Source organism: Photobacterium gaetbulicola (genome assembly GCF_003025515.1).
Lineage (GTDB): Bacteria > Pseudomonadota > Gammaproteobacteria > Enterobacterales > Vibrionaceae > Photobacterium > Photobacterium gaetbulicola.
The window spans coordinates 36,955-60,371 of record NZ_PYME01000025.1; the positions used below are offsets into that span (position 1 = coordinate 36,955).

A 23,417-nucleotide genomic window follows, 5' to 3' on the forward strand; every position below is an offset into this window, starting at 1 on the left:
AATTTTGTTTTACGACCAACTCAAATCGCCGACGGTTCGAGTTGGTCCAGAGGAGCGGTGATTTTGAGTAATTTCAGCCTGGACTTTTCATCGGATTTCCGTCCGCTGGCAGCCAGAATGCGTCCACGTACCGTACAGGAGTACATCGGCCAGAAACATATCCTGGCAGAAGGCAAACCGCTGAGGCGTGCGCTGGAAGCCGGACACCTGCATTCGATGATCCTGTGGGGGCCTCCCGGTACCGGAAAAACCACCTTGGCAGAGGTGGCGGCCCATTATGCCAATGCCGAAGTCGAACGCGTGTCAGCAGTCACCTCCGGGGTGAAAGATATCCGTGCTGCTATCGACAAGGCGCGCGATAATAAGATGGCCGGCCGCCGGACTATCCTGTTCGTCGATGAGGTCCACCGCTTTAACAAGAGCCAGCAGGATGCCTTCTTGCCCCATATCGAAGACGGTACCGTGACCTTTATCGGCGCAACGACAGAAAACCCTTCTTTCGAGCTCAATAACGCATTGTTGTCACGCGCCCGGGTGTACAAGCTCAAATCCCTCGATACCGATGAGATCCTCGAGGTGATTGAACAGGCTCTTGGCGACAAAGAGCGCGGCGTCACGGAAACCAACCTGGTGTTTGTCGATGAGGTCAAAGAGCGCCTTGCCGAGTTGGTCGGCGGCGATGCCCGCATGTCGCTGAACTACCTCGAACAGCTGATCGATATGGCAGACGAGGATCAGCAAGGCAACAAGCAGATCACCCTGGCCCTGTTGGCCGAAGTAGCCGGGGAGAAAATTGCCCGCTTCGATAACAAGGGGGATTTGTGGTACGACATGATTTCGGCCGTACACAAGTCGATTCGCGGCTCGAGCCCGGATGGCGGCCTGTACTGGTATGCCCGCATGCTGCAGGCCGGTTGTGATCCGCTCTATGTTGCCCGCCGTTTGCTGGCCATCGCTTCGGAAGATATTGGCAATGCCGATCCGCGCGCGATGCAGGTTGCCGTGTCGGCTTGGGACTGCTTTACCCGGGTAGGCGCCTACGAAGGCGAGCGGGCTATCGCCCAGGCAATCGTGTATTTGGCCTGCGCGCCGAAAAGCAATGCCGTGTATACCGCATTTAAGCAGGCCAAGTTAGATGCCGCTAACTATCCTGATTATGAAGTGCCGCATCATTTGCGCAATGCGCCGACCAAGTTGATGAAGGAAATGGGCTACGGCCAGGAATACCGTTATGCCCATGACGAGCCGGGTGCCTATGCCGCCGGCGAGAGCTATTTCCCGCCTGAGTTAGCGGGCACTCGCTATTATCAGCCGACAAATCGGGGCTTAGAGACCAAAATTTCTGAAAAGTTAGATTATCTTGCTTCTTTAGATGCAAAAAGCGCGTCAAAGCGCTATCAATAATAGGGCTTTTTGGGTATTGTTGAGGGATCAGCGTTAGGTTGCCTAACGCCTTCTGAATTATAAATTATTTAGCCACCGTTTTGGCTAAATAATGTGCACTTTAGAGCAATATGAGCACAGGATTAGCATGCTAGATTCTAAATTACTTCGAACTGAGCTGGACGCAACAGCCGAAAAATTAGCGCGCCGTGGTTACACTCTTGATGTAGAGCTACTACGTTCCCTAGAAGAAAAACGTAAGTCACTTCAGGTCAAAACTGAAGAGCTTCAGGCACTGCGTAACTCCCGATCGAAGTCCATTGGCCAAGCGAAAGCGAAGGGCGATCACGAAGAAGCTGAGCGCATCCTTGCTGAAGTTGGCAACCTAGGCTCTGAGCTGGACGAGGCGAAGAAAGCGCTGGCTGCACTGCAGGTTGAGCTGGATGCCATCGTACAGACTATCCCTAACCTACCGGACGACTCTGTACCTGCGGGTAAAGACGAGAACGACAATGTTGAAATTTCTCGCTGGGGCCAGCCTCAGTCTTATGATTTCGAAGTGAAAGACCACGTTGATCTCGGTGAAATGGGCGATGGCCTTGACTTCGCTAGCGCGGTTAAGCTGTCTGGCGCACGTTTCATCGTGATGAAAGGCCAGTTCGCTCGCCTACACCGTGCAATCGCCCAGTTCATGCTGGATCTGCACACTGATGAGCACGGCTACACCGAAATGTACGTACCGTATCTGGTAAACGCTGACAGCCTGTTCGGTACTGGCCAACTACCTAAGTTTGGTGCTGATCTGTTCCACACTCAGCCACTGACTGAGAAAGTGAACGACGAAGAGCCACGTACCCTGTCTCTGATCCCGACAGCAGAAGTACCTGTTACCAATATGCTGCGCGACACGATTTCTGAAGAAGCGGACCTGCCAGTTAAGATGACTGCACACACGCCTTGCTTCCGTTCAGAAGCGGGTTCTTACGGCCGTGACACCCGTGGTCTTATCCGTATGCACCAGTTTGACAAAGTTGAGCTAGTACAGATCACTCGCCCTGAAGATTCAATGGACGCCCTGGAAGAGCTAACAGGCCACGCTGAGAAAGTACTTCAGTTGCTTGAGCTGCCTTACCGTAAGGTGATCCTATGTACGGGTGACATGGGCTTCGGTGCCGTGAAGACTTACGACCTAGAAGTCTGGGTTCCTGCACAGGAAACTTACCGTGAGATCTCTTCTTGTTCTAACTGTGGTGACTTCCAGGCTCGCCGTATGCAAGCGCGCTTCCGTCGTAAAGGCGAGAAGAAGCCTGAGCTAGTTCACACCCTGAACGGTTCTGGTCTAGCGGTTGGCCGTACTATGGTCGCTATCTTGGAGAACAACCAGGAAGCTGACGGTCGTATCCGTATTCCTGAAGTACTTCGCAAGTACATGAACAACGCGACCCACATCGGTTAATCCGTTACGCGTAAGTTCGAACAGAACACCCCCAAACCCAGCCAATTGGCTGGGTTTTTTTTGGCTGGATAACAGGGAAAAGAAACAACCATCTGGTAGGGAGACTACTGTTTGGTTTTTTATGCGATAAAAGTGATTATTTTGTCGTTTTGCTATTGTGTCCTTAATTGTATTCGATATAATCGCACTATTGAGAATTTATTCACTTTTATTGAAAGTGTAATCATTCAGGAAGCAGTAGAATGACAGATACCCTTTTAGCGCAAAACCATCACAAGACCAGCCGGAATGTGCTGATGTTCGCCATCCCATCATTACTTGGCTTGTTCTTTTTCTTGGCACCATTGACCGTCAACGGTGACTTTACCTTCCCGCTAGCCTTGATGGCTAAAGGCTTCAAGACCGTGTTGGGTGACGCTATCTTGCCGTTGGTGACGGCGGTGATCTGTTTGTCTGCTGTGATTTCAGTACTGGCAAGTGTGGCAAAGCCTAGTTTTGTAACCCAGTCTTCTTTGCTGACTCGCCTTTTTGTATTGAGCCCAACCTGGTTAGTTATTCGTAGCCTAGGGGCGGTATTTACTCTAGCGGCGCTTCATCAGCTAGGTCCAGAAATGCTCTGGAATGAAAATACCGGTGGCCTGGTGCTGCATGATCTGCTGCCGTCACTGTTTGTGACTTTCATCTTTGCTGGTTTGCTTCTGCCTTTGCTGCTTAACTTCGGCTTGCTTGAACTGCTGGGCACCTTGCTAAGCAAGTTCATGCGTCCGGTGTTCAGGCTACCGGGACGTGCTGCCATTGACTGTATTTCATCTTGGTTAGGTGATGGTACGGTTGGGGTCATTCTGACCAGCAAGCAGTATGAGCAGAAGAAGTACACAGCCCGTGAAGCGGCTGTGGTAGCAACTATGTTCTCACCGGTAGGTATCTCTTTCTCGCTGGTGGTACTGACCCAGGTTGGCCTGCAAAACTACTTTGTTCCTTTCTATGCAGCCATTTGTTTGTCGGGCGTGGTTGCAGCCATGGTAATCCAGTTCTTACCGCCTCTGTCATACAAGAAAGATCTGTATATCGATGGCACGGCGCCAAACCGTGATGATGAACTGGTTCCGCAAGGCCAGTCAGCGATGAGCTTTGGCATGGACTTGGCCCTACAGCGTGCCAATAAAGTGAAAAGCCTTGGCTCGGTAGCCAAGGAAGGTATCCACAACGCACTGGATATGGTGATTGGCGTGCTGCCAGTCGTCATGGCAATCGGTACGCTTGGTCTGGTTGTGGCGGAAACGACGCCGTTGTTCTCGCTGCTGGGTGCACCGTTTGTGCCGCTGCTTGAGCTCCTGAACGTCGCAGAGGCACAGGCCGCCGCGCAGACAATGCTGGTGGGTTTCACGGACATGTATGTGCCGTCAATCATTGCCGCTTCGAGTATCAATGCCGAGCTGACCAAGTTTGTTGTTGCGGCATTGTCTGTCACCCAGCTGATTTTCATGTCGGAAACCGGCTCGGTGATCCTAAGCAGCAAGGTGCCAATTAACTTCCTTGAGCTGGTGGCTATCTTTGTTCTGCGTACGCTGGTGACCTTGCCGATCATCGTCGCGATTGCCCACTTAATCTTCTGATCTCAGTTCTGCTTCCATTCTTCTATTGCCCGGTCTTAGTGCCGGGCAATGATTTGCACCACTTTCTTATCCTCCCTCGTTGCCAGCTCCGGCAATTTAATCGACAACTGTGCACCGATATGGCCAAGTACTAGATCAAACAGGTGAAATAGGGTATCCGACGCCTCTAACGAGAACTGGTAGAGTTGGTGCTTGACCAACTCCTTGTCATGACCATTCACATCGATGCTGTCGTAGTGGCTGAACAACTTCTCGATGATCAGTGGTGGTACTGCGGGATCACCGGGCAAATGAAGCTGCGCCATTCTACGTTTGAGGATTTGGGCGTGGAGTCCAAGCTCTCTTGCCATCACATCGGTGCCCATCTCATAGTTTTCAATGGCATAACGTAAGCGACTCAGGCTGTCGATAGCATTGAGCATCACTGGCCATGTACCTTGGTAATGTTTGAATAGTTCGTCTTTTTCGCAAGTGATAAGACATTGGGTTAGGGTATCATCAATTAGGTAGAGCACATGGCGGATAGCTTTGCCGTGGGTGGACTGGTTGCGCTGAGTAGAATACTTGGGCCATTCATCGAGCATGGTGCTCAGCTGTTTGCTGAGGATCCGGTACATCGGTTTGTTGGTGTTTTCCGCTTGGCTGATCAGGCTGTGGAGTAGGGTCTTGATTGCGATCGCTTCGCTGAGGCTCTCCGCTGAAGGCGGAGTGTGCTTCAAAGCTAAATGCGACCGGCGCCGGTGAAAACGTAACAGGTGGATCAGCTGACGAAGGCCGATAATTTGATTGAAACGGCTTTGTAGCAGGTCACGCTGTTGGTGGGTACGGACCATGAAGGCACTTAGAAAAATGCCAATAAGACAGAGGGTAAGAAAAAAATAAAGCATGCTGCCTCCCTAAACATAGATGCCGGGTTATGTTTAGCTATGTAGCAAGCATTATTCCATTCTGGTTCAAGTGGAATAAATATTTAATGTATATATTTCAATTGCTTAATTGCTAAGAGTTTGGAGCTCTCGAGCTGGCGGTCGATAGTAGTGCAGGCATGGAACATCGTGGTGCAAAAAAGCTCCCGGATGGGAGCTTTTGATAGGGAAGGTGTGCTTAATCGCGAATTGGGTGTAAGTGAACCTCTTCTTCTTTTTCGCCCGCATGCGGGTCGTTGAAGCGGTTGATATCCATCTCGCCTTCTGATTTAGCAACGATACAGGTTACACAGCTGTCACCTGTGATGTTAACAGCGGTACGGATCATATCCAGTAGACGGTCAACACCCATGATAATTGCGATACCTTCAACCGGTAGGCCAACTTGGTTCAATACCATTGCCAGCATGATAAGACCGACACCCGGTACACCCGCAGTACCGATCGAAGCCAGCGTTGCTGTGGCAATAACCATTAAGTAGTCACCCATGGTCAGGTCGATATTAAATGCCTGGGCAATGAAGGCGGTCGCCACACCTTGCATGATCGCCGTACCATCCATGTTGATGGTTGCGCCTAGCGGTACCGTGAATGAGGCGATACGGTTCTTAACCCCAAGGCGCTTGGTCGCTGTTTCCATAGTCACTGGAATGGTCGCGTTTGAAGAAGCGGTGGAGAAAGCGAACATGATCGCATCTTCCATCTTCTTCAGGAACAGTTTCGGGCTCAAACCGGTAAAGATCTTGAATAGTGAGCCGTATACCACGATACCGTGCAGCAGCAGGGTACACGTCAGTACCAGGAAGTAACCGAATAGGTTGAAAATCGCATCAAGGCCTAGGCCGGTGAACAGTTTTGCCATCAGGAAGAACACACCGAATGGGGCAATGTTCATCAGCAAGGCAACCAGCTTCATGATCACTTCGTTGAGGTCTGCAAAGATACCGGCAATGCGCTCACCCGGCTTACCCGCAGCACTGATCGCAATGCCGAACAGGATAGCGAACACGATGATTTGCAGCGTGTTACCGTTAGCCATTGAGCTAATTGGGTTGGTCGGGAACATGTCGATAATGACCTGACCCAGTGACGGCGCTTCTCTAGAGGCAAATGTGGTTGCAGCAGAAAGGTCTGCGCCTGCGCCTGGCTTGAACAGGTTACCCATAACGAGGGCTAGTGAAATAGCAATCGCGGTAGTGGTCAGGTAGAACGCCAGTGTTTTGCCGCCCAAGCGACCCAGCGTGCTGATGTCTTTCAGGGTACTGGTACCGCATACCAACGAGACAAATACCAATGGCACCACTAGCATCTTCAAACTGGCAATGAAGATTGCACCACCGACCTCGAACAGGCCATTCACAATATATTCGTGGACAAAAGATGATTCAGAAAAAAGTGAACGAATAATGAATCCTGTCAAGATGCCCAGAACCATACCCAGAATTACGCGGCCGGTCAGGGACATTTTTTTCTTTTGTGCTTGCATGAATAAAACACTCCTTATAATTATTCACTCTGAAAATCTTTCACCAGAGCGCGGAGCAGGTTAACAGCACTTTACGTGTTAAGGCGAAGTAAAATGCTGGGCAATAATCAAAGATATGTTTCAGATCACACTTTTTCAGGCAGTACGATATCCCGAAAACATATTTATTAACTGAATTTTAACGTACTCGCCGGTTTTTGACCGTTTTTTGTGCTGATAAATCGATTTGAGCGAAAATATGCTAAGGTTTCGCCGAGTTTACACCTGTTTTTGAGTGTTGTGAAAAGCCACTGTTAACATTCATTTTTGCAGGATTTCATGGGGCTGAATGCCTACAAAGGATTAGGTGTGACGAGAAGGTTAAATTCGCTCTAATAAAGACAAAATATCGGTGATTAATCCCAATGTATAACCAGAAATCAGGTGGGATATTCCGTTGGGTTGTATTGGCATATATATTTATCCCGAATGTGTTTTTCTGATAAAGTTTTCTGGACATAGCAAACCAGCACCACCTGATCACCGGTATGCTGGTTGCTAAATTTAAGCTTATGATTTTAAAGCTTATACTGTTGCTGTAACTGTATCTTCCAACAGCATGTCAATACGTGAAATATAGTCGTGATATTCCGCGGTATTGTCTTTGGCGTAATGGAAGTTACGGAAGTAACGCGTCATGGCCGTAAAGAATTTACGGGCTTCGGCTTTATCTGCAAAGTTATATTCAGTGCGGATGACTTTCACCACCTTGGCAAAGATGAACTGCTGGCGCTCGAAGCTACATGACGCATCGACTTCGTCGAAGGCATCTTGCTGCAGGTATACCATGTCAAGGAACAGTGCTTTTTGGTACACCACATAGTCTTCCAGCGAAATACCTTCCTCACCGGTTACCTGCATCATCTGCCCGATGCTGTCACCGGTCGATAGCAAGGCTTTCATTTCCTTAACCGTTGGGACCCATTCAGGGCCAAGGTTCTCGGCATACCAGCCTTCAAGTTGGTCCAGGTAGCGCGACCAGGATATCAACGGGTCGATAGCCGGGTAGAAGCGCTTGTAGGCACGGTCATACGATAGTCCCAGGAAGGTCTTAACGGTACCTAGGGTCGACTGGGTAACTGGCTCTTCGAAGTTACCGCCAGCCGGAGACACCGAACCAATCATAGTCAGCGAGCCATCCGTGCCGTTTTCATTGTCAACTACCCCACAGCGTTCGTACACGCCTTTGATTGCCGAGTCCATGTAGGCAGGGAAACCTTCTTCCCCTGGGATCTCTTCCAGGCGGTTTGAGGTTTCTCGCATCGCCTGTGCCCAGCGAGAGGTCGAGTCAGCCAGTAGAAGGACGTTGTAGCCCATCTGGCGGTAGTACTCACCCAAGGTCAGGCCGGTATAAATAGAGGCTTCACGGGCTGCAACCGGCATGGACGAGGTATTACAGATGATCACAGTGCGGTCAATCAGGGTACCGCCATGCTTAGGATCCGGAAGGTGAGGGAATTCCTCAATAGTTTCAACTACTTCACCAGCACGTTCGCCACAGGCAACTACGATAACAATGTCGGCATCACAGTAACGGGAGATGCCGTGCTGCAGAACGGTTTTACCTGAGCCGAAAGGCCCTGGTACGCAGCCTGTACCGCCTCGGGCAATTGGGAAGAAAGTATCAATGGTGCGGGTCGTTGTAACCAAAGGCTCATTCGGGAATTTACGCTGGGTCTTGCCGCCGTTTTTGGCCAGGGTATTGGCGATAGACTGACGGACTGGCCACTTCTGGACCATGGTCAGGTTATGCTCCTTACCGCGGTTATCGGTAATGTGGGCTATCACCGTATCAATGGTAAAGCTGCCTTCTTGGATCCAGGTAACTTCGACTTCGCCTTTAATATAGAAGGGCACCATGATCTGGTGAGTAAAACGACCTTCTTGTACTGTTCCCAGTGATTGACCGGCACGGAGTTTGTCGCCCTTTTTGGCTACGGCAGTAAAGGCCCAGGTATCAGCTTTATCGAGCGCATCAACCTGCACACCACGTTTGAGGAACTTACCATGGATCTGCGCCAGGCGCTCCAGCGGGTTTTGCAGGCCATCATAGATTTGTGCCAGGATACCAGGCCCCAAATCGACGCTGAGCATTTCACCGGTTTGAATAATTCTGTCACCAACTGCCACACCTCGGGTATCTTCATACACCTGAATGTCGGCTGAATCGCCACGTACTCGAAGTACTTCGGCCATCAACAATTCATCTAGGCCATCTGTTTGCTTGCGGCTTGGCAGGACATAAACCACTTCATTTTTTACGAGTTGACCTTTTTCACCTTGGTTAAGGCGAATGGTCAGCGTGTCGCCAATGACAGCCGTAACGTGGGCTGTCGGCGTTTTATTGATTAATTCTGTGCTCATTGAACAACCTGTTTTCAAAATTAATGCGGTAGATCACTGGCAAAGTCACCCAGTGCATTGTCTACGAGTTGGTCGAACCGCTTGATGGCTATTTCGCTGTTGTAAGTGGTCCAGCGGAATACCAAGTTCCAGCGCAAGAGATAAATAACGACAGCTTCGAAGCTAAAGCGCTCTTTGGTACTGATGCGATCAAGTTCATCCCAAACTGCTTCTAATAAGGCTTTTTCGATCTCGAGGCTCTGATCGTGTTCCATGTAGCGGGCAACATCCGGCAACCATGGGAAAGCGAACTGCAAGTTAAAGTAGGGCACATTCCAATTGCGGCGGATAAACTCGTAGCGTGTACCGAAACTCCAACGAGGCCCTGACGGGGCTTTTTCCCCGGCCTTTTTGCGGCGCAGGGCGGCAACAACCGTTCGCATATCCAGACGCCAGTCAATCAAATCGCGTAGTACCTTGCTTTTGACTTCACTGCGAGCCCGAGTTGCGAACTTGATCAGTTCGGCATCATCGGCATCGTCCTTGGTGCGATCCCAATGCATGAGCTGCTCTATCATATTGAGGTGCTTACGTTCATCAAAGGTGAGCGCACTCAATCGGCGTTCCAGCTGATAACGCGAAATCGGTGTGATTTTACTGTTAAACAGCGAGTCGATATGTGGCAGTGACGTCAACAAGCTATGATATGCTTTATCAGACATATACGTTCCTTGTTAAAGGAGAGGCAGGGCAAGCCTGCCTCTTTTACTTACTTAACAATACCTTCCAACAACGCGCGGAAACGTGGCTGGAGATGGTTAAGCATCATCTGGGTAACGGTTTCGTCCGACAGTGCCACTTCGATATCTTTATCTTTCAAGCGGAACACAACGGCGTTCTTGTTATCTTCATTGACATTGAAGGTGACTCCTTCGCGAAGCATTTCAGCGGCTTGCGCCACCGCGAAGTGGATCAGCGTACCTTCCTTGAGCTCTTCAGGGTTGGCACTCAAATCGTTCACACCTACCACGCGGGTCGGCAAGATAACTTCAACAGGCTCATCGGATTTGATAGCACTGCGACCTGCCACTTCGAGGATCATCTGTTGCAGCAGTTTCTCGTCCGTTAACTGGGTACCGACTGTCGCCTTGATCTGCTTGGCAAACTCATCCTGCAAGAAAGCCTTGAGCTCCAAAATCGCATTGCGGTTGGCCATCTCGAACGCCTGCTTGCCAGCGGTTGAAATAAAGTCGGCTTCCTTACGGGCATTGCCGAGGATCAAGCCGGCTTTATCTCGGGCTTCGGCAACGATGGTTGAAGCCTCTTCGCGCGCTTCGGCAATAATTTGGTCGGCACTTTGCTTCCCGGCCTCGACACCTTCTTGGCGAAGGGTATCGACCAGTTGCTTGATCCCGGCGGAAACCGGTGTGGTGTTTTGATTGTCTACTGGCATGTTCTGTTCCTTATGCGCCGATGTTGGCACCCATGACTAGCGCAAAAACGAAAGCAAAAACCGAGAAGCCTTCAACAATTGCCGCCGGGGCAATCGATAGACCGAATACTTCAGGCTTGTTCTTAGAGGCATTGATTGCTGCCGAAACAGCCTGTCCTTGATAAATGGCCGAGAACAGCAGGGCAAGGCCGGTCATCAGGCCAACGCCGAACAGGCCTCCAGCGGTGTCGGCGTCGACACCAATACCAGCCAGGGTGAACATAATCACGATACCGTAGATAACCTGTGAGGAAGGCATGGCTGACAGACCGATGTATTTACCGTAGCCAGATTCAACATCGAGCATGGCACCACAGGCTGCCTGACCGGCTACCGAACAGCCGATAGCTGAACCAATAGCACCCAGTGCAACAGGAGCGAACGCGCCCAACCAACCAAGTGCAATAACAAATTGTTCCATGTTTTAATCCTCTTTCTTCCGAAAAGCTTTGAATGGGTATCCTTCGTCGGATAGACCCCAGTTAACAAATTCAATTACGTTGAGGCGCATACCGTGTACCACCCCGCTCATGACACAGAGCGCGAAGTTCAAGATATGGCCAAGCAGCAAGATCAAACCGCCAAACAGCACCCCCGAGACGGGCTGGGCTTCGACCACTTGTCCTGCCAGTGAGTTAAAGGTCATTGCCAGCGATGCGCCCGATAGGCCAAGGGCGAATAGACGCATGTAGCTTAGAATGTCTCCGAAGGCACTGGTAATGTTATAGATTGCCTTGGCACCATCGAGCACCCGAAGGGCTAGATCCTTGCGGCTGTTGATTGGCCGATCGCTGCTATAGACACAGACCAAACCTGCGCCGCCTAGCATCAATAGCCCGCCGAGCCCCTTACCGAACCAGCTCCATACTGCACCAGTGATCCCGAACCACAGCAACATTCCGCCAAACATCAGCGCCGCCCAGCCAAGCGGGGCGAAAGCACGCTTGTGGGTCCGGTTGATATAGGCCGTCATCGCATTGGCGATGATCAGGTGCATGACACCGATAAAGACCGACAGACGCATCATGGCGTTGTAATCGTTCATGTCGATGATGTGGAAGAAGCCCCAGAAGCTGCCTTCGTCCGGCGCGATACCAAAGTAGCTACCGGCGAGCACCCCCCAGAAAATGCCCAGTCCGGACATGAACAATCCCATGTTCTTCAGTCGTTTGCCTTCTGTTGATGCATCGAACTTGTCACGGAAGAACAGAATGATCAGGCCGAGAATCGCACTGTACATGGCATCATTCATGATCATTGCGAAGAACAACGAGAATGAATAGAACACCAGGTTGCCCGGGTCCCATGCGCGGTAGTTAGGGGTCTGGAAAAAGCCCATTGCCTCGGCGCCACCTCCGGTGAGCTCGGAGTTTTCCAGTAGTGTCGGTGGCTGGTCATCAGCTTTTGGATCTTCGAACAGCACGGCAGAGCCATAGGTCTCGGCCAGTTCGAGCACCGCGTCCTGAGCGTCGGCCGGTAGCCATCCCTGGATCAGGAAAAACTCGCCCTCATCTTGGACCCCAGAGGAAGCCAGTAGCAACTCGGCCTTGTCCTGACTGGCGGCCAGGGACTGGCTGAGCGGGTAAATCCAGCGGGTTAGCGCCTCGCGTTCGGCCAGTAAGTCTTCCAGATGCTGCTCGGCAATCTCGAGGTGCTCTTCGACCTGGGATAGGCTATTGCCGCCAATGTGCGAGCGTTCGACTGGCAATAAGGTTGTATCGGGCTCGGACTCAGACACAATCACGATATAGGCGTTTTTCTGGTCTCTGTGCACCTCCTGCCAGGGTTGATCAACCTCTGCCATGGCAGGCAGCTTTTTCAACGGCAGAAGATAAAACCAGAAACGCAAATTATTGATTGTGCTGATGTCAGGCAGCTCAAATTCCCCCCAAGGGCGCAGCAGTTGCAGGCGCTCTTTGAGCAAGTCACGTTTGTCCTGCTGTTGGCGGATATGGAGTTTGTTCTCGAGAATTTGTGCTACCAATTCATCGACATCTACCAAATCCTTGTCCTTGACCGGACGGCGCCTTCGCTCGACGCGGCTGAGCCAGGCCAGGGCCTCGCTGGCATCTGTCGGCTGCTGCATCGCTATCGCGTGGTTGGCGTCGGCATCATCCTGGCTGAGAGGAATAAGGTGCATACATCCCAATGCTTGCAAAGCCATCAGGATTTCTTCCCGGCGAGAGGCTTGGCCACCGAGTGTTAAGCGTTTTAACTGTTTGATACTCATGATTGGCCTCCCTGCGTTTTCTCTTGCTGAGCCAACACTTTTTGTTTCGATAGTTTGGCGTTCATTACCGCCGCGCGCTCTTGGTCTGACAGATAGATACCGATCCGCTTGATACTTTCTTCGGTATCAGGGATCAGTACTTTCGAGAACAAGTTCACACGCTGGCTGGTGATACGCGTGGCATCGCTGATCAATTCGTAGCGCTGCTGGTAAACCGCCAGCTCCACACGCAAACGAACCATTTCCTTCAGCTGACGGACCACACTATCGACCCAGTGCGGGCGGGCAAGATAACTGTATGGGGTCACTTTAACATCGATAGACTCGATGACCGGGACCCGGCAGCCAACAATATTCTGGGTGGCAAGCTTGACGTCGGTAACCTTGACCAGGTTGTTGACGTTGATTTCCTTGCACGCAAGCATCGGGATTGCTTGCTCAACCACTGCGCGTAAATCTGCGACGCGCTCTTTGGCCTGTTGCAAAGCGTTCTCGGCTTTCTTGCGCTCCAGCATCAGTTGTTGACGCTTCAGTTCCAACGCAGGCAGGTAGCGGTTGTAAGTCTTTAAACTCCGCTTTTGTTTGTTTAGCGAGCTTTTGTTAAGTGCTACCTTTGCCATGGATTATTCCCCTGCTGTTTCCGCTTCAATATCCAACTGTTCTGGATAAGGCCAGTACATTTCCAGCAGGCTGTCTTTGATCAGGGTTTCTTCCGGATCAAAACACTCCGCGAGGATTTTCCAGCTGAAGTCCAACGCATCTTCCAGGCTCATATCGACATCCAGTGTCATGAAGTTGTCCTTGAAGTACTTGCCGAATTTCAGCGTTTTCTTGTCGTACTCCGACAGCTCGAAAGCCATGGCTTGCTTCTGTTGGGCTTCGACTGAATCTGAGTAGAAACGGATCATCACACTCATGATGGCGCTGTGATCTTCACGGGTTTCCTTGCCGACTACCATCTGCTTAAGGCGCGACAGGGAGCCAAATGGGTCAAGCACGCCATCGTGAAGGTAGAACTGACCTTCGGTGATATAGCCGGTGTTATCCGGAACCGGGTGGGTCACGTCGTTGCCCGGCATGGTAGTGACTGCCAACAGGGTGACAGAGCCAGCCCCTTTGTAATCACAGGCTTTTTCGTAGCGTTTGGCCAGCTGGGAGTAAAGATCGCCCATGTAACCGCGGTTGGCCGGGATTTTGTCCATTGAAACGCCGATCTCCTTCATGGCGTCGGCATAGGAAGTCATGTCGGTCAGCAGTACCAACACCTTCTTGCTTTCATCAACGGCGAAATGCTCGGCGACTGACAGTGCCATATCCGGTGCAAGCAAGCGCTCTACAGTAGGGTCCGAGGCTTGGTTGACAAACATGACGGTCCGCGATGACACGCCGGCTTCTTCAAACTGGGTTTTGAAAAAGTGGTAGTCATCATAGATAAGGCCCATGCCAGCGAAGACCACGACATCGGCTTCGGCCTGGATCGCGATACGGGAAAGGAATTTGTTGTACGGCTCACCAGCAACAGAGAAGATTGGAATTTTCTGTGACTCTACCAAGGTGTTAAAGACATCAATCATCGGCACGTTGGTGCGCACCATGCGAGTTGCCAGTGTGCGGCGGACAGGATTGACCGAAGGGCCGTCGATTTCTACCTTGGGATCGGTTTCAAGCTCGGGACCATGGTCGATGGGTTGTCCGGCGCCGTTGAAGATGCGACCTAAAATGTTTGGTGAATAGGTGACCTGCATCGGTTGGTCGAGGAAGCAAACGGCAGCATTGGTCGATAGACCTTTACAGCCGGCAAAAACCTGAAGGGAGACTTCTTCGTTATCGATTTTGATGATCTGGGCAAGCGAGTAGTTTTCACCGTTTTGCTCAATCATCGCAAGATCGCCATACTTGGCCTTTGCATTGCTCGAGGAGAGATTGGGTACTTCTACCCTGATCAAATCACCAACGATACTGAGTATGTTGGTGTAACGTAATAGACTCTGTGGCATCACAATACCTTGTTAGCTGCCTGAGGGATGAGTGTTTCAATGAGAGCTATAAACTATTTGCGCTCATTTTTTAGCCCGCTTGGGAACTACCTGCCTATCCAAGGCAGGAAGAAAATCCAAAGCACAGTTACCTAGGTTATGCTCATGTAGATCATTTGGTACAAAACTGTTGTTTCAGTTGATGTCAAATTGTAACAGATGATTTCTGTCACATCGGGATATTCGAACCTATCTATCGGATTAATCATGGGTATCGGTGAGGGCGACACAGATGTTATATCAAGGCTTTTGGGTTAAGCTTATGATTTGATAGGTTTTAATTTTCCATGCGAATATCGATGTGAAAATGCCTAGCAGTAATTGTTTTTTCTTTTTGCGATCTGCTTGGCAGTTTTCAAAACTGAAAAATTAGATATCACCAATGTTTTGTCATTTAACACATGTAAAAAAAGTTAATGAAATGGGCGGGGCTGAAATTCTTTACTTGATGGTTTTTTGGACAAATAACGCCTTTGGGCGAGGCAATAGGTTTTGCACTGACAAAATGATGTGTCGTTGAAGTGCTAGGAATTCGATTCATTACTATTGCGCTGGTTGCTTTTTGTGTCAGTTATAGCGCTATCGCTTTCTGAATCCACCCATTTCATGAACACCTGATATCCAGCAGAAAGGAAAGCTGCACCGATAAACATCCCCAGAATACCACCAGACATCATGCCGCCAACCGCCCCAATCAAGACGACCGGCATCGGGACGTCCAGCCCTCTGCCGAGGATCATTGGTTTAAGGAAGTTGTCTACCAGGCTAGCGGCAATGATTAAGATTGAAAATATTGTGTTGTGCAGGGGAGAGGTTTCGCCGCTTGACCACAGTAGCCCAACAGCGATAAGAGCAACAATGGTGACGGGTAGCTGCATGATGGCAAACATCAAAGCCACCAAGGTAAATAACGCTGCTGCGGGTACACCAGCAAGTGCAACGGTCGCACCAAAGACCATGGCAGTAAGGAAGGCAATACCGATGACTCCTATGGCAACTTGTCTAAGTGTCGCTGTGGTGAGTTGATGTAACTCCGGGCCTAACTCGTTGTTGGAAAAACTAATGAAAATCCGCCGCATCGAGCGGGTGGCCGGCTCGGCCCAGGCAAGCATAATACCTGCGATAATAATAGCCCCAATCATTAGGAACACGCTTTGTGCGGCACCACTTGCCCTTTCGACAAACCAACTGGATAAGCTTTTTAGCTGCGGTTGACGTTTTTCAATGAAGCGGGGTAAATCAGCAGCGGCCTCTCTCCAAGCCCCATGCATCTTTTCACCGACTAGAGGCCACTCTTTGACGCTATCAGATGGGGGAGGAACAACCATAGCTCCAGCTTCATAGGATTCATAGGCGCCAAATATTTTAGATGCAAAAGAGTTACCGACCATGGCTGTGGGGATGCCTAGCAATAGCACACCAATGATCGCGATGAGTGTTGCGATACGAGTAGCAGACCAACCCAGCTTTGCTTCCAGAAACACTCGGGCAGGGTATAGCGCAATCGCAAGCACCAGCGCCCACATTAAAATCGGCAGAAAGGGTAAGAATGCCCAAAAGCATACCAAGACAATAAATGCGATTACGGAGAAGCGGATCAATGAAGCAGTAAACGCACTAGAGAGTGTTTGCTTTAGGTTTTCATTATCATCGCGGTTCAACGTGCATCCCTCTTGGGTGAACAATGAAGGTGAAAATGTCCTGCTCGCAGTCAGCTTTATCCGTAAAGTGAGTTAATTATAAATTGCTTTGCCTTGTTATCCGTCGCAGAAATAAAAATCTAGCCTGCGCCAGATATAAAAAAACCAGCTCAAGTGAGCTGGTTTAGATTTTAGTGTCTGTTAAGACCGGCGGTTTACATGACGCGCATACCTGGCTTGGCACCTTCGTGCGGCTCAAGGATCCACAGATCTTCGCCACCAGGGCCAGCTGCCAGCACCATACCTTCAGACATGCCGAACTTCATCTTGCGCGGCTTCAGGTTGGCCACCATCACCGTGTGCTTACCGATCAGGTCTTCAGGGCTGTAAGCCGACTTGATACCAGCAAATACCTGGCGAGTTTCGCCGCCTAGGTCTAGTTCAAGCTTCAGTAGCTTGTTCGCCTTTGGCACAGATTCGCAAGACACGATCTTAGCAATACGCAGGTCAACCTTGGCAAAATCATCGAATTCGATTTCGTCTGCGATAGGCTCTTTGCTTAGCTCAGTTTCAGTCTTTGCCGCTTCTGCTTTTTCTTTTGCTGCCATTTCTGCAGCTGCATCTTCTTTTGAAGATTCAACCATAGCTTCAACTTTCTTGGCATCGATGCGGTTGAACAGCGCCTTGAACTTAGTCACTTCGTGGCCAGTTAGCGGCTGGGCAATGCCATCCCAAGTCAGCGTCTCGTTCAGGAAGCCTTCTGTACGCTCAGCCAGCTGAGGCATTACAGGTTTCAGGTACGTCATCAGAACGCGGAACAGGTTGATACCCACCGAGCAGATTTCCTGTAGTTCCTGGTCTTTGCCTTCTTGCTTAGCCACAACCCAAGGGGCTTTTTCGTCAACGTACTGGTTGGCTTTGTCAGCTAGTGCAGTGATTTCACGAATAGCACGGCTGAATTCACGCGTTTCGTAAAGCTCTGCGATGCGATCAGCCGCTGCAACAAACTCAGCGTATAGCTCAGGCTCGGCAAAGTTGTCAGACAGCTTGCCGTCGAAGCGCTTGGCGATGAAGCCTGCGTTGCGAGACGCTAGGTTAACAATCTTGTTGACTACGTCGCTGTTTACGCGCTGGGTGAAGTCTTCAAGGTTAAGATCCAGATCATCGATACGGCTGTTCAGCTTCGCTGCGTAGTAGTAGCGTAGGCATTCTGGATCTAGGTGCTCTAGGTAAGTACCGGCTTTGATGAAGGTACCTTTGGACTTAGACATCTTAGCACCGTTTACGGTGACGTAGCCGTGAACGAAGACGTTGTTCGGCTTACGGAAACCCGCACCTTCCAGCATTGCCGGCCAGAATAGGCTGTGGAAGTATACGATGTCTTTACCGATGAAGTGGTAAAGTTCGGTTGAGCTGTCTTTGTTCCAGAACTCGTCGAAGTTCAGGTCATCGCGCTTGTCACATAGGTTCTTGAATGAGCCCATGTAGCCGATAGGTGCGTCCAGCCATACGTAGAAGTACTTGCCAGTCTCGCCCGGGATTTCAAAACCGAAGTAAGGGGCGTCACGAGAGATGTCCCACTGCTGTAGGCCAGACTCGAACCACTCCTGCATCTTGTTGGCGGTTTCGTCCTGCAGGGCACCCGACTTGGTCCACTCTTTGAGCATGCCTTCGAATTGAGGCAGGTCGAAGAAGAAGTGCTCAGAATCTTTCATTACCGGTGTTGCACCAGAAACAGCAGATTTCGGGTTGATCAACTCGGTCGGGCTGTAGGTTTCGCCACAGTTGTCACAGTTGTCGCCGTACTGGTCGTCAGACTTACACTTAGGGCAAGTACCTTTTACGAAACGGTCCGGTAGGAACATTTCTTTTTCCGGGTCGAACAGCTGAGAAATCGTACGGTTGGTGATGAAGCCGTTTTCTTTCAGCTGGGTGTAGACGAACGATGCCAGCTCGCGGTTTTCTTCAGAGTGCGTGCTGTGGTAGTTGTCGAAGCTGATATCGAAGCCAGCAAAGTCAGCCTGGTGCTCTTTGCTCACTTCGGCAATCATCTGCTCAGGTTCCATACCCATCTGCTGGGCCTTAAGCATGATTGGAGTACCGTGTGCATCGTCTGCACAGATGAAATGAACTTCGTTGCCACGAAGGCGCTGATAGCGCACCCAGATATCCGCTTGTACATGCTCAAGCATGTGACCCAAGTGGATAGAACCGTTAGCGTACGGTAGGGCGCAGGTCACCAGAATTTTTCTTGGATTTGCAGCCATAATGTCTTATTTCGCTCGTGATGGGTAATAAAAACGTAGCCTTGAATAGTACCTGATGGATAGCACCTTGCCTAGGAGGATCTGCGGTAAAACACGGTAAAATGGGGCGTTAAATAATCATCAGTGTTAGGATGTAGGTAAACAATAAATGTGGAGCGCTAAAAGATCATGAGCAGTGACTCAATTACTCGTTTCGAAAGCGTGGCAGATATTTGCCGTTGGCTGAACCAATTTGAACATCCTTGGCTGCATGAAGAGTGGGCCGAGACGACGAATGTGGTATCGGTGTCGGCCGACGGTAAGATTTCGGTGAACTTTCCCTTTGCCGCAGGCGTGGTTGCCGAATTACTCGAACAGTGGATCATCACCCAGCAACAGCTCCACCACATTGCCAGCGATACCCAGTTTGAGATTGGCTGCCGGGTGGCCCCGTTGGCGTCAGGCGACAAGCAACCGCTCAAAGGGGTAAAGAACATTATTGTGGTGAGCTCGGCCAAAGGCGGGGTGGGCAAATCGACCACGTCGGTTAACCTTGCACTAGGTTTACAGGCGCAAGGGGCCAAAGTAGGTTTGCTGGATGCCGATATCTATGGTCCGTCGGTGCCTATGATGCTGGGGACGGTCGATGAGAAGCCGCAGTCTCCGGACGGCAAAATGATGATGCCGATCGAGTCATGTGGCCTGTTTACCAACTCGGTGGGGTATTTGGTGCCAGCAGACAGTGCGACCATTTGGCGTGGCCCGATGGCCTCGAAGGCGCTATCTCAGATCATTGCCGAGACCTGGTGGCCGGATCTTGATTACCTGGTGATTGACATGCCGCCGGGTACCGGTGACATTCAGCTCACATTGGCGCAGCAAATTCCAGTTACCGGGGCGATAGTGGTCACTACCCCACAAGATCTGGCGCTGGCTGATGCCATTAAGGGGGTCTGTATGTTCAACAAGGTCGATGTCCCGGTGCTGGGCGTGGTTGAGAATATGAGCTATCACATCTGCAGTAATTGTGGTCACCACGAGCCTCTCTTCGGGACCGGTGGTGCCGAGCGTATGGCGCAGGAATATGCCGTCCCGCTGTTAGCCCAGTTGCCACTGCATATAAAAATCCGTGAAGATATCGATAATGGCAAGCCGACCGTGGCGGCATCCCCAGACTCGGAACAGGCTCAGGCTTATATCCAGTTGGCCGGTTCGGTGGCGAGTCGGTTGTTTTGGCAGGGCACCCCTGTCGCTGAGCAGATCACAATTCGTACAATGTAAACCATTGCTCTGGTCCATCTTGCAGAGTTTCTGAGCAAATGAGGCGGATGCCGCTTTTTTACTGGCATCTGCCCCTACATCTGCCTATAATCAGGCGGTTTATTTACGCCCTATTTAAGTCATTTCCTGACACAGTGAGTGGTAGGAAATGTTCTGCTTATTACGGTTTGTCCACTACGCCACGTTGTTTTACAGGTGCTTTCTGATATGTCTGAACACTCTCACCAATGCGTTATTATCGGTATTGCAGGGGCCTCTGCATCCGGTAAAAGTCTGATTGCCAGCACAGTTTATAAAGAGCTAAAAGAAAAAGTAGGCGATCATCAGATCGGTGTTATCACGGAAGATTGCTACTACAACGATCAAAGCCACCTAAGCATGGATGAAAGGGTAAAGACTAATTACGACCACCCAAATGCCTTGGATCACGACCTTCTTTGTGACCATCTTGAGCAGTTGATCCGCGGTGAAGCGGTGGAAGTGCCTCAGTACAGCTACAGCGAGCACACGCGTATGGCTGAAACCACCACGATGACACCGAAGAAAGTGATCATCCTGGAAGGCATCCTGTTGCTGACTGATCCGCGCCTGCGTGACATTATGCATGCGAGTGTTTTCATGGATACGCCACTTGATATTTGTCTGCTTCGTCGCCTGCAGCGCGATGTTGCCGAGCGTGACCGTACCATGGAGTCGGTACTTGAGCAGTACCAGAAAACCGTTCGCCCGATGTTCATGCAGTTTATCGAGCCTTCGAAGCAATACGCGGACATCATCGTTCCTCGCGGTGGTAAGAACCGTATCGCGATTGACGTACTAAAAGCCCACATTGGTAAACTGTTGCGCGCATAACGTCCGCGCCGGTAACTGATTGTGAATAGGCAGCATTACGCTGCCTATTTTTTTACCTGCAGAATACAAAGGAACCTTAGTGCTGGAATATACTCTATGTACTTGAAGTCACTTGGCTATATGCCACAATGAGCTCTGGTTACTTTGCGCTGGGCTCGATTGATGAGCATGGATGAAAAGATGGGGATGTAATGAAAAAAATAATAATGGCATTGGTTGCGGTTGTTGTGGTTGCTGTTATCGGCATCGCAGCTTTGTTAGCGCTGGTTGATCCGAACCAGTTCAAGCCGGTGATTGCTGAGCAGGTGAATAAAGCGACCGGGCGCGACTTGGTGATCGACGGTGATATCAGCTGGCGCTTTTTCCCAAGCATTGGATTTGATATTGGTAAGACCGAATTGAGAAATCCACCAGGGTTTGCCGAGCCGAATCTGGCCCAGTTTGATCAGGCAGAGCTTTCCGTTTCTGTCATGCCGCTGTTTTCCCAGCAACTGGAAATTGGCAATGTGAGTTTGCAGGGGGGACGAGTGTTTATTCAAACCCTTGAAAATGGTGTCAGCAATCTCGATGGTCTGTCGGGGCAAGCTCAGTCAGGCGCTGATGCTGAACAACCGGCAGCCGAACCATCAACCGTAGAGACTGAACAGCCGGCGCCGCAAGGCGAGCAACCGGTTTGGCAGATCAGCTTGGCCGGTGTTGATATTAACCATGCCAGTGCGTTGATTATTGACGACCAAGCGGGTAGTCAAACTGAGGTTCAGCGTTTTGATTTTTCCCTCGCGAAATTTGCCCCGGGTGAATGGACGGCCGCGACGTTCGATATAGTTGGCAGCGCTGGAGAGTTGCGTTTTGACGCCGAAGGGAAAACGGAGCTGCTGATCGCTAAGGCGCTCGATGGTGCTGAGTTCAAAGCACTGTCTTTCAAGGCCAGCGCCAAGGATGCGGTCAATGATATCCGCAATGCCAACATCTCACTGGACAGTTTCAAGCTGGGTGAATGGTCGACGATTGAGTTTTCCATTGAAGGCCAGGTGCCGGATTTGAGCTTCACCACCCAGGGGGCTACCCAGCTGATGGTGGATGAGGCGGTTAAAACCATTGATTTGAAAGCGGCCAAGGTGAGTGCTGATGTAGAAGGCGCCAGCTTGCCGCGCCCCGAGCTGAAGATTGGCCTGGAAGCCGATGCCAAGTACTATCTGGAAAAAGGACTGGCTGAGCTGCCTTCGTTGAAGGCGACAGTCGATGAAGTGGCGGTGGCGGGTAATGCTTCCTTTCAGTCGGCAGATATTCCGGTGATCCGTTTTGATTTGTCTTCCGACAACATCGATGTCGATGCTTTCCTTGGTACAGGCAATGAGAGTGCTTCATCTCAGCAAGGTGAAGATCCGAACCAAGCAGGTACAGTCGGAGCGAGTGCAGGTGCTGACAGTGAGAGGGACACAGACAAAGAGCCAGATCTGAGTGTGCTGAACACGCTTGATCTGGCCGGTAAACTTGCTGTTGGCCAGTTCAAAGCCGCCAATGCCCACATGAGTGATGTGACGCTGGCGATGACGGTGAAAAATGGTGTGTTTGAACTGAGCAGTCTTGATGCCAAGCTTTACCAAGGCACGATTCATAGCACAGCCACAATCGATGCGACTGGGAAGCGACCAACCTACCGTGTAACCAACCAGATCAAAGGCGTACAAGTTCAACCTCTGCTGGTGGATGTGGCACAGAATGACACCTTGGCCGGCAGCGGCGATATCACGGTTAATGTGTTAGGTACTGGTCTGGCTGAAAAACGTATCCGTGAGAACATTGCCGGTACGGTGGACATCCGCTTTGCTGATGGTGCCATTTATGGCGTCAACATCCCGGAGATGATCCGCGAAGCCCGCGCAACGCTGAAGGGGCAAAAGGCGGAATACGTCAAAGAAGAGAAGAAAACGGATTTCTCGTCAATGTCTTCGACTATCAACTTGGGCAAAGGTGTCGCTTCGACCAATAACCTGGATATCGACTCACCGTTGCTGCGTATCAACGGTCAGGGCTCGACCAGCCTGGTCAACGAAACTATCGACTTTGCGGTCAATACCTCTGTGGTTGCCACAAGCAAGGGGCAGGGCGGCAAAGATATTGATGAGGTGGCTGATCTGACGGTGCCGATTGACGTCAAAGGTAATTGGAGCGAGCCGACGTTCTCGCTCAATCTGGCCCAACTGCTCAAGCAGAATAATGAGCTGGAGCAAAAGGCACAGCGTGAGGTGGAACGCGGACTTGAAAAACTCCTGGGCGACAAGGCCAAGGATGATGATATCAAGAAAGCCGCGGATAAATTGCTCAAGGGGCTGTTCAACTAAGTTATCCGGACTGCCCGAGGGAATCGCTAAACACTTAAAAGGCCAC

17 protein-coding genes are annotated in these 23,417 nt (G+C 50.7%); 6 read left to right on the top strand and 11 right to left on the bottom strand.

Annotation, left to right across the window (positions count from 1 at the left end; genetic code table 11):
- The first annotated feature begins 63 nt into the window (after window positions 1–63).
- The 3 genes from C9J03_RS19660 (at window position 64) to C9J03_RS19670 (ending at window position 4,455) form a co-directional block, all read left to right on the top strand.
- Entirely contained in the window at window positions 64–1,404 is a 1,341-nt protein-coding gene (locus tag C9J03_RS19660; protein ID WP_044623824.1) for a replication-associated recombination protein A, read from the top strand.
- A gap of 127 nt (window positions 1,405–1,531) precedes the next feature.
- A complete protein-coding gene (gene serS / locus C9J03_RS19665) occupies window positions 1,532–2,839 on the top strand; it encodes a serine--tRNA ligase (protein WP_044623823.1) in 1,308 nt (435 codons plus the stop codon).
- A 242-nt stretch (window positions 2,840–3,081) separates the two neighbouring features.
- Window positions 3,082–4,455 carry a YjiH family protein gene (locus C9J03_RS19670; RefSeq protein WP_044623822.1) on the top strand — a complete coding sequence of 458 codons (1,374 nt, stop codon included), beginning with the start codon at window positions 3,082–3,084 and terminating at the stop codon, window positions 4,453–4,455.
- 35 nt (window positions 4,456–4,490) lie between these two features.
- Here the strand turns inward: C9J03_RS19670 and C9J03_RS19675 are convergent, their stop codons facing one another.
- From C9J03_RS19675 to metG, 11 genes are all read right to left on the bottom strand, one after another.
- Window positions 4,491–5,342 carry a hypothetical protein gene (locus C9J03_RS19675; protein WP_044623821.1) on the bottom strand — a complete coding sequence of 284 codons (852 nt, stop codon included), beginning with the start codon at window positions 5,340–5,342 and terminating at the stop codon, window positions 4,491–4,493.
- A gap of 217 nt (window positions 5,343–5,559) precedes the next feature.
- The gene (locus tag C9J03_RS19680) at window positions 5,560–6,867 is read right to left on the bottom strand and encodes a dicarboxylate/amino acid:cation symporter (RefSeq protein ID WP_044623820.1); all 1,308 of its coding nucleotides are present in this window, start codon (window positions 6,865–6,867) and stop codon (window positions 5,560–5,562) included.
- 564 nt (window positions 6,868–7,431) lie between these two features.
- On the bottom strand, window positions 7,432–9,270 hold the full coding sequence (locus C9J03_RS19685) for a V-type ATP synthase subunit A (RefSeq protein WP_044623819.1): 1,839 nt from the start codon (window positions 9,268–9,270) through the stop codon (window positions 7,432–7,434).
- A 20-nt stretch (window positions 9,271–9,290) separates the two neighbouring features.
- Complete coding sequence (locus tag C9J03_RS19690) at window positions 9,291–9,971, bottom strand: DUF2764 family protein (RefSeq protein ID WP_044623818.1); 681 nt, start codon at window positions 9,969–9,971, stop codon at window positions 9,291–9,293.
- Between the two features lie 47 nt (window positions 9,972–10,018).
- Entirely contained in the window at window positions 10,019–10,702 is a 684-nt protein-coding gene (locus C9J03_RS19695) for a hypothetical protein (protein ID WP_039465795.1), read from the bottom strand.
- A gap of 10 nt (window positions 10,703–10,712) precedes the next feature.
- Entirely contained in the window at window positions 10,713–11,162 is a 450-nt protein-coding gene (locus C9J03_RS19700) for an ATP synthase subunit C (RefSeq protein WP_039465797.1), read from the bottom strand.
- Between the two features lie 3 nt (window positions 11,163–11,165).
- Complete coding sequence (locus tag C9J03_RS19705) at window positions 11,166–12,971, bottom strand: V-type ATP synthase subunit I (RefSeq protein WP_044623817.1); 1,806 nt, start codon at window positions 12,969–12,971, stop codon at window positions 11,166–11,168.
- On the bottom strand, window positions 12,968–13,591 hold the full coding sequence (locus C9J03_RS19710) for a V-type ATP synthase subunit D (protein ID WP_044623816.1): 624 nt from the start codon (window positions 13,589–13,591) through the stop codon (window positions 12,968–12,970). The genes C9J03_RS19705 and C9J03_RS19710 overlap by 4 nt, the downstream gene beginning before the upstream one ends.
- A 3-nt stretch (window positions 13,592–13,594) precedes the next feature.
- Complete coding sequence (locus C9J03_RS19715) at window positions 13,595–14,968, bottom strand: V-type ATP synthase subunit B (protein WP_039465802.1); 1,374 nt, start codon at window positions 14,966–14,968, stop codon at window positions 13,595–13,597.
- Between the two features lie 563 nt (window positions 14,969–15,531).
- Window positions 15,532–16,668 carry an AI-2E family transporter gene (locus C9J03_RS19720; RefSeq protein ID WP_044623815.1) on the bottom strand — a complete coding sequence of 379 codons (1,137 nt, stop codon included), beginning with the start codon at window positions 16,666–16,668 and terminating at the stop codon, window positions 15,532–15,534.
- A gap of 194 nt (window positions 16,669–16,862) precedes the next feature.
- Window positions 16,863–18,914 carry a methionine--tRNA ligase gene (gene metG, locus C9J03_RS19725; protein ID WP_044623814.1) on the bottom strand — a complete coding sequence of 684 codons (2,052 nt, stop codon included), beginning with the start codon at window positions 18,912–18,914 and terminating at the stop codon, window positions 16,863–16,865.
- 168 nt (window positions 18,915–19,082) lie between these two features.
- Between metG and apbC the strand changes: the two genes are divergently transcribed.
- From apbC to C9J03_RS19740, 3 genes are all read left to right on the top strand, one after another.
- Window positions 19,083–20,174: an iron-sulfur cluster carrier protein ApbC gene (gene apbC / locus C9J03_RS19730; RefSeq protein ID WP_044623813.1), complete on the top strand. Its 1,092-nt coding sequence runs from the start codon at window positions 19,083–19,085 to the stop codon at window positions 20,172–20,174.
- Window positions 20,175–20,381: 207 nt separating this feature from the next.
- Window positions 20,382–21,026: a uridine kinase gene (gene udk / locus C9J03_RS19735; protein ID WP_044623812.1), complete on the top strand. Its 645-nt coding sequence runs from the start codon at window positions 20,382–20,384 to the stop codon at window positions 21,024–21,026.
- A 191-nt stretch (window positions 21,027–21,217) separates the two neighbouring features.
- Window positions 21,218–23,371, top strand: a complete 2,154-nt coding sequence (locus C9J03_RS19740; protein ID WP_044623811.1) for an AsmA family protein — start codon at window positions 21,218–21,220, stop codon at window positions 23,369–23,371.
- Window positions 23,372–23,417 lie beyond the last annotated feature (46 nt).

Bases quoted from the DNA above. Each gene is read 5' to 3' on its own strand.
- C9J03_RS19695 (WP_039465795.1), bottom strand. From the start codon at position 10,702: ATGCCAGTAGACAATCAAAACACCACACCGGTTTCCGCCGGGATCAAG.
- C9J03_RS19685 (WP_044623819.1), bottom strand. From the start codon at position 9,270: ATGAGCACAGAATTAATCAATAAAACGCCGACAGCCCACGTTACGGCT.
- C9J03_RS19710 (WP_044623816.1), bottom strand. From the start codon at position 13,591: ATGGCAAAGGTAGCACTTAACAAAAGCTCGCTAAACAAACAAAAGCGG.
- C9J03_RS19740 (WP_044623811.1), top strand. From the start codon at position 21,218: ATGAAAAAAATAATAATGGCATTGGTTGCGGTTGTTGTGGTTGCTGTT.
- metG (WP_044623814.1), bottom strand. From the start codon at position 18,914: ATGGCTGCAAATCCAAGAAAAATTCTGGTGACCTGCGCCCTACCGTAC.
- C9J03_RS19690 (WP_044623818.1), bottom strand. From the start codon at position 9,971: ATGTCTGATAAAGCATATCATAGCTTGTTGACGTCACTGCCACATATC.
- C9J03_RS19700 (WP_039465797.1), bottom strand. From the start codon at position 11,162: ATGGAACAATTTGTTATTGCACTTGGTTGGTTGGGCGCGTTCGCTCCT.
- apbC (WP_044623813.1), top strand. From the start codon at position 19,083: ATGAGCAGTGACTCAATTACTCGTTTCGAAAGCGTGGCAGATATTTGC.
- C9J03_RS19680 (WP_044623820.1), bottom strand. From the start codon at position 6,867: ATGCAAGCACAAAAGAAAAAAATGTCCCTGACCGGCCGCGTAATTCTG.
- serS (WP_044623823.1), top strand. From the start codon at position 1,532: ATGCTAGATTCTAAATTACTTCGAACTGAGCTGGACGCAACAGCCGAA.
- C9J03_RS19670 (WP_044623822.1), top strand. From the start codon at position 3,082: ATGACAGATACCCTTTTAGCGCAAAACCATCACAAGACCAGCCGGAAT.
- C9J03_RS19715 (WP_039465802.1), bottom strand. From the start codon at position 14,968: ATGCCACAGAGTCTATTACGTTACACCAACATACTCAGTATCGTTGGT.
- C9J03_RS19705 (WP_044623817.1), bottom strand. From the start codon at position 12,971: ATGAGTATCAAACAGTTAAAACGCTTAACACTCGGTGGCCAAGCCTCT.
- C9J03_RS19675 (WP_044623821.1), bottom strand. From the start codon at position 5,342: ATGCTTTATTTTTTTCTTACCCTCTGTCTTATTGGCATTTTTCTAAGT.
- udk (WP_044623812.1), top strand. From the start codon at position 20,382: ATGTCTGAACACTCTCACCAATGCGTTATTATCGGTATTGCAGGGGCC.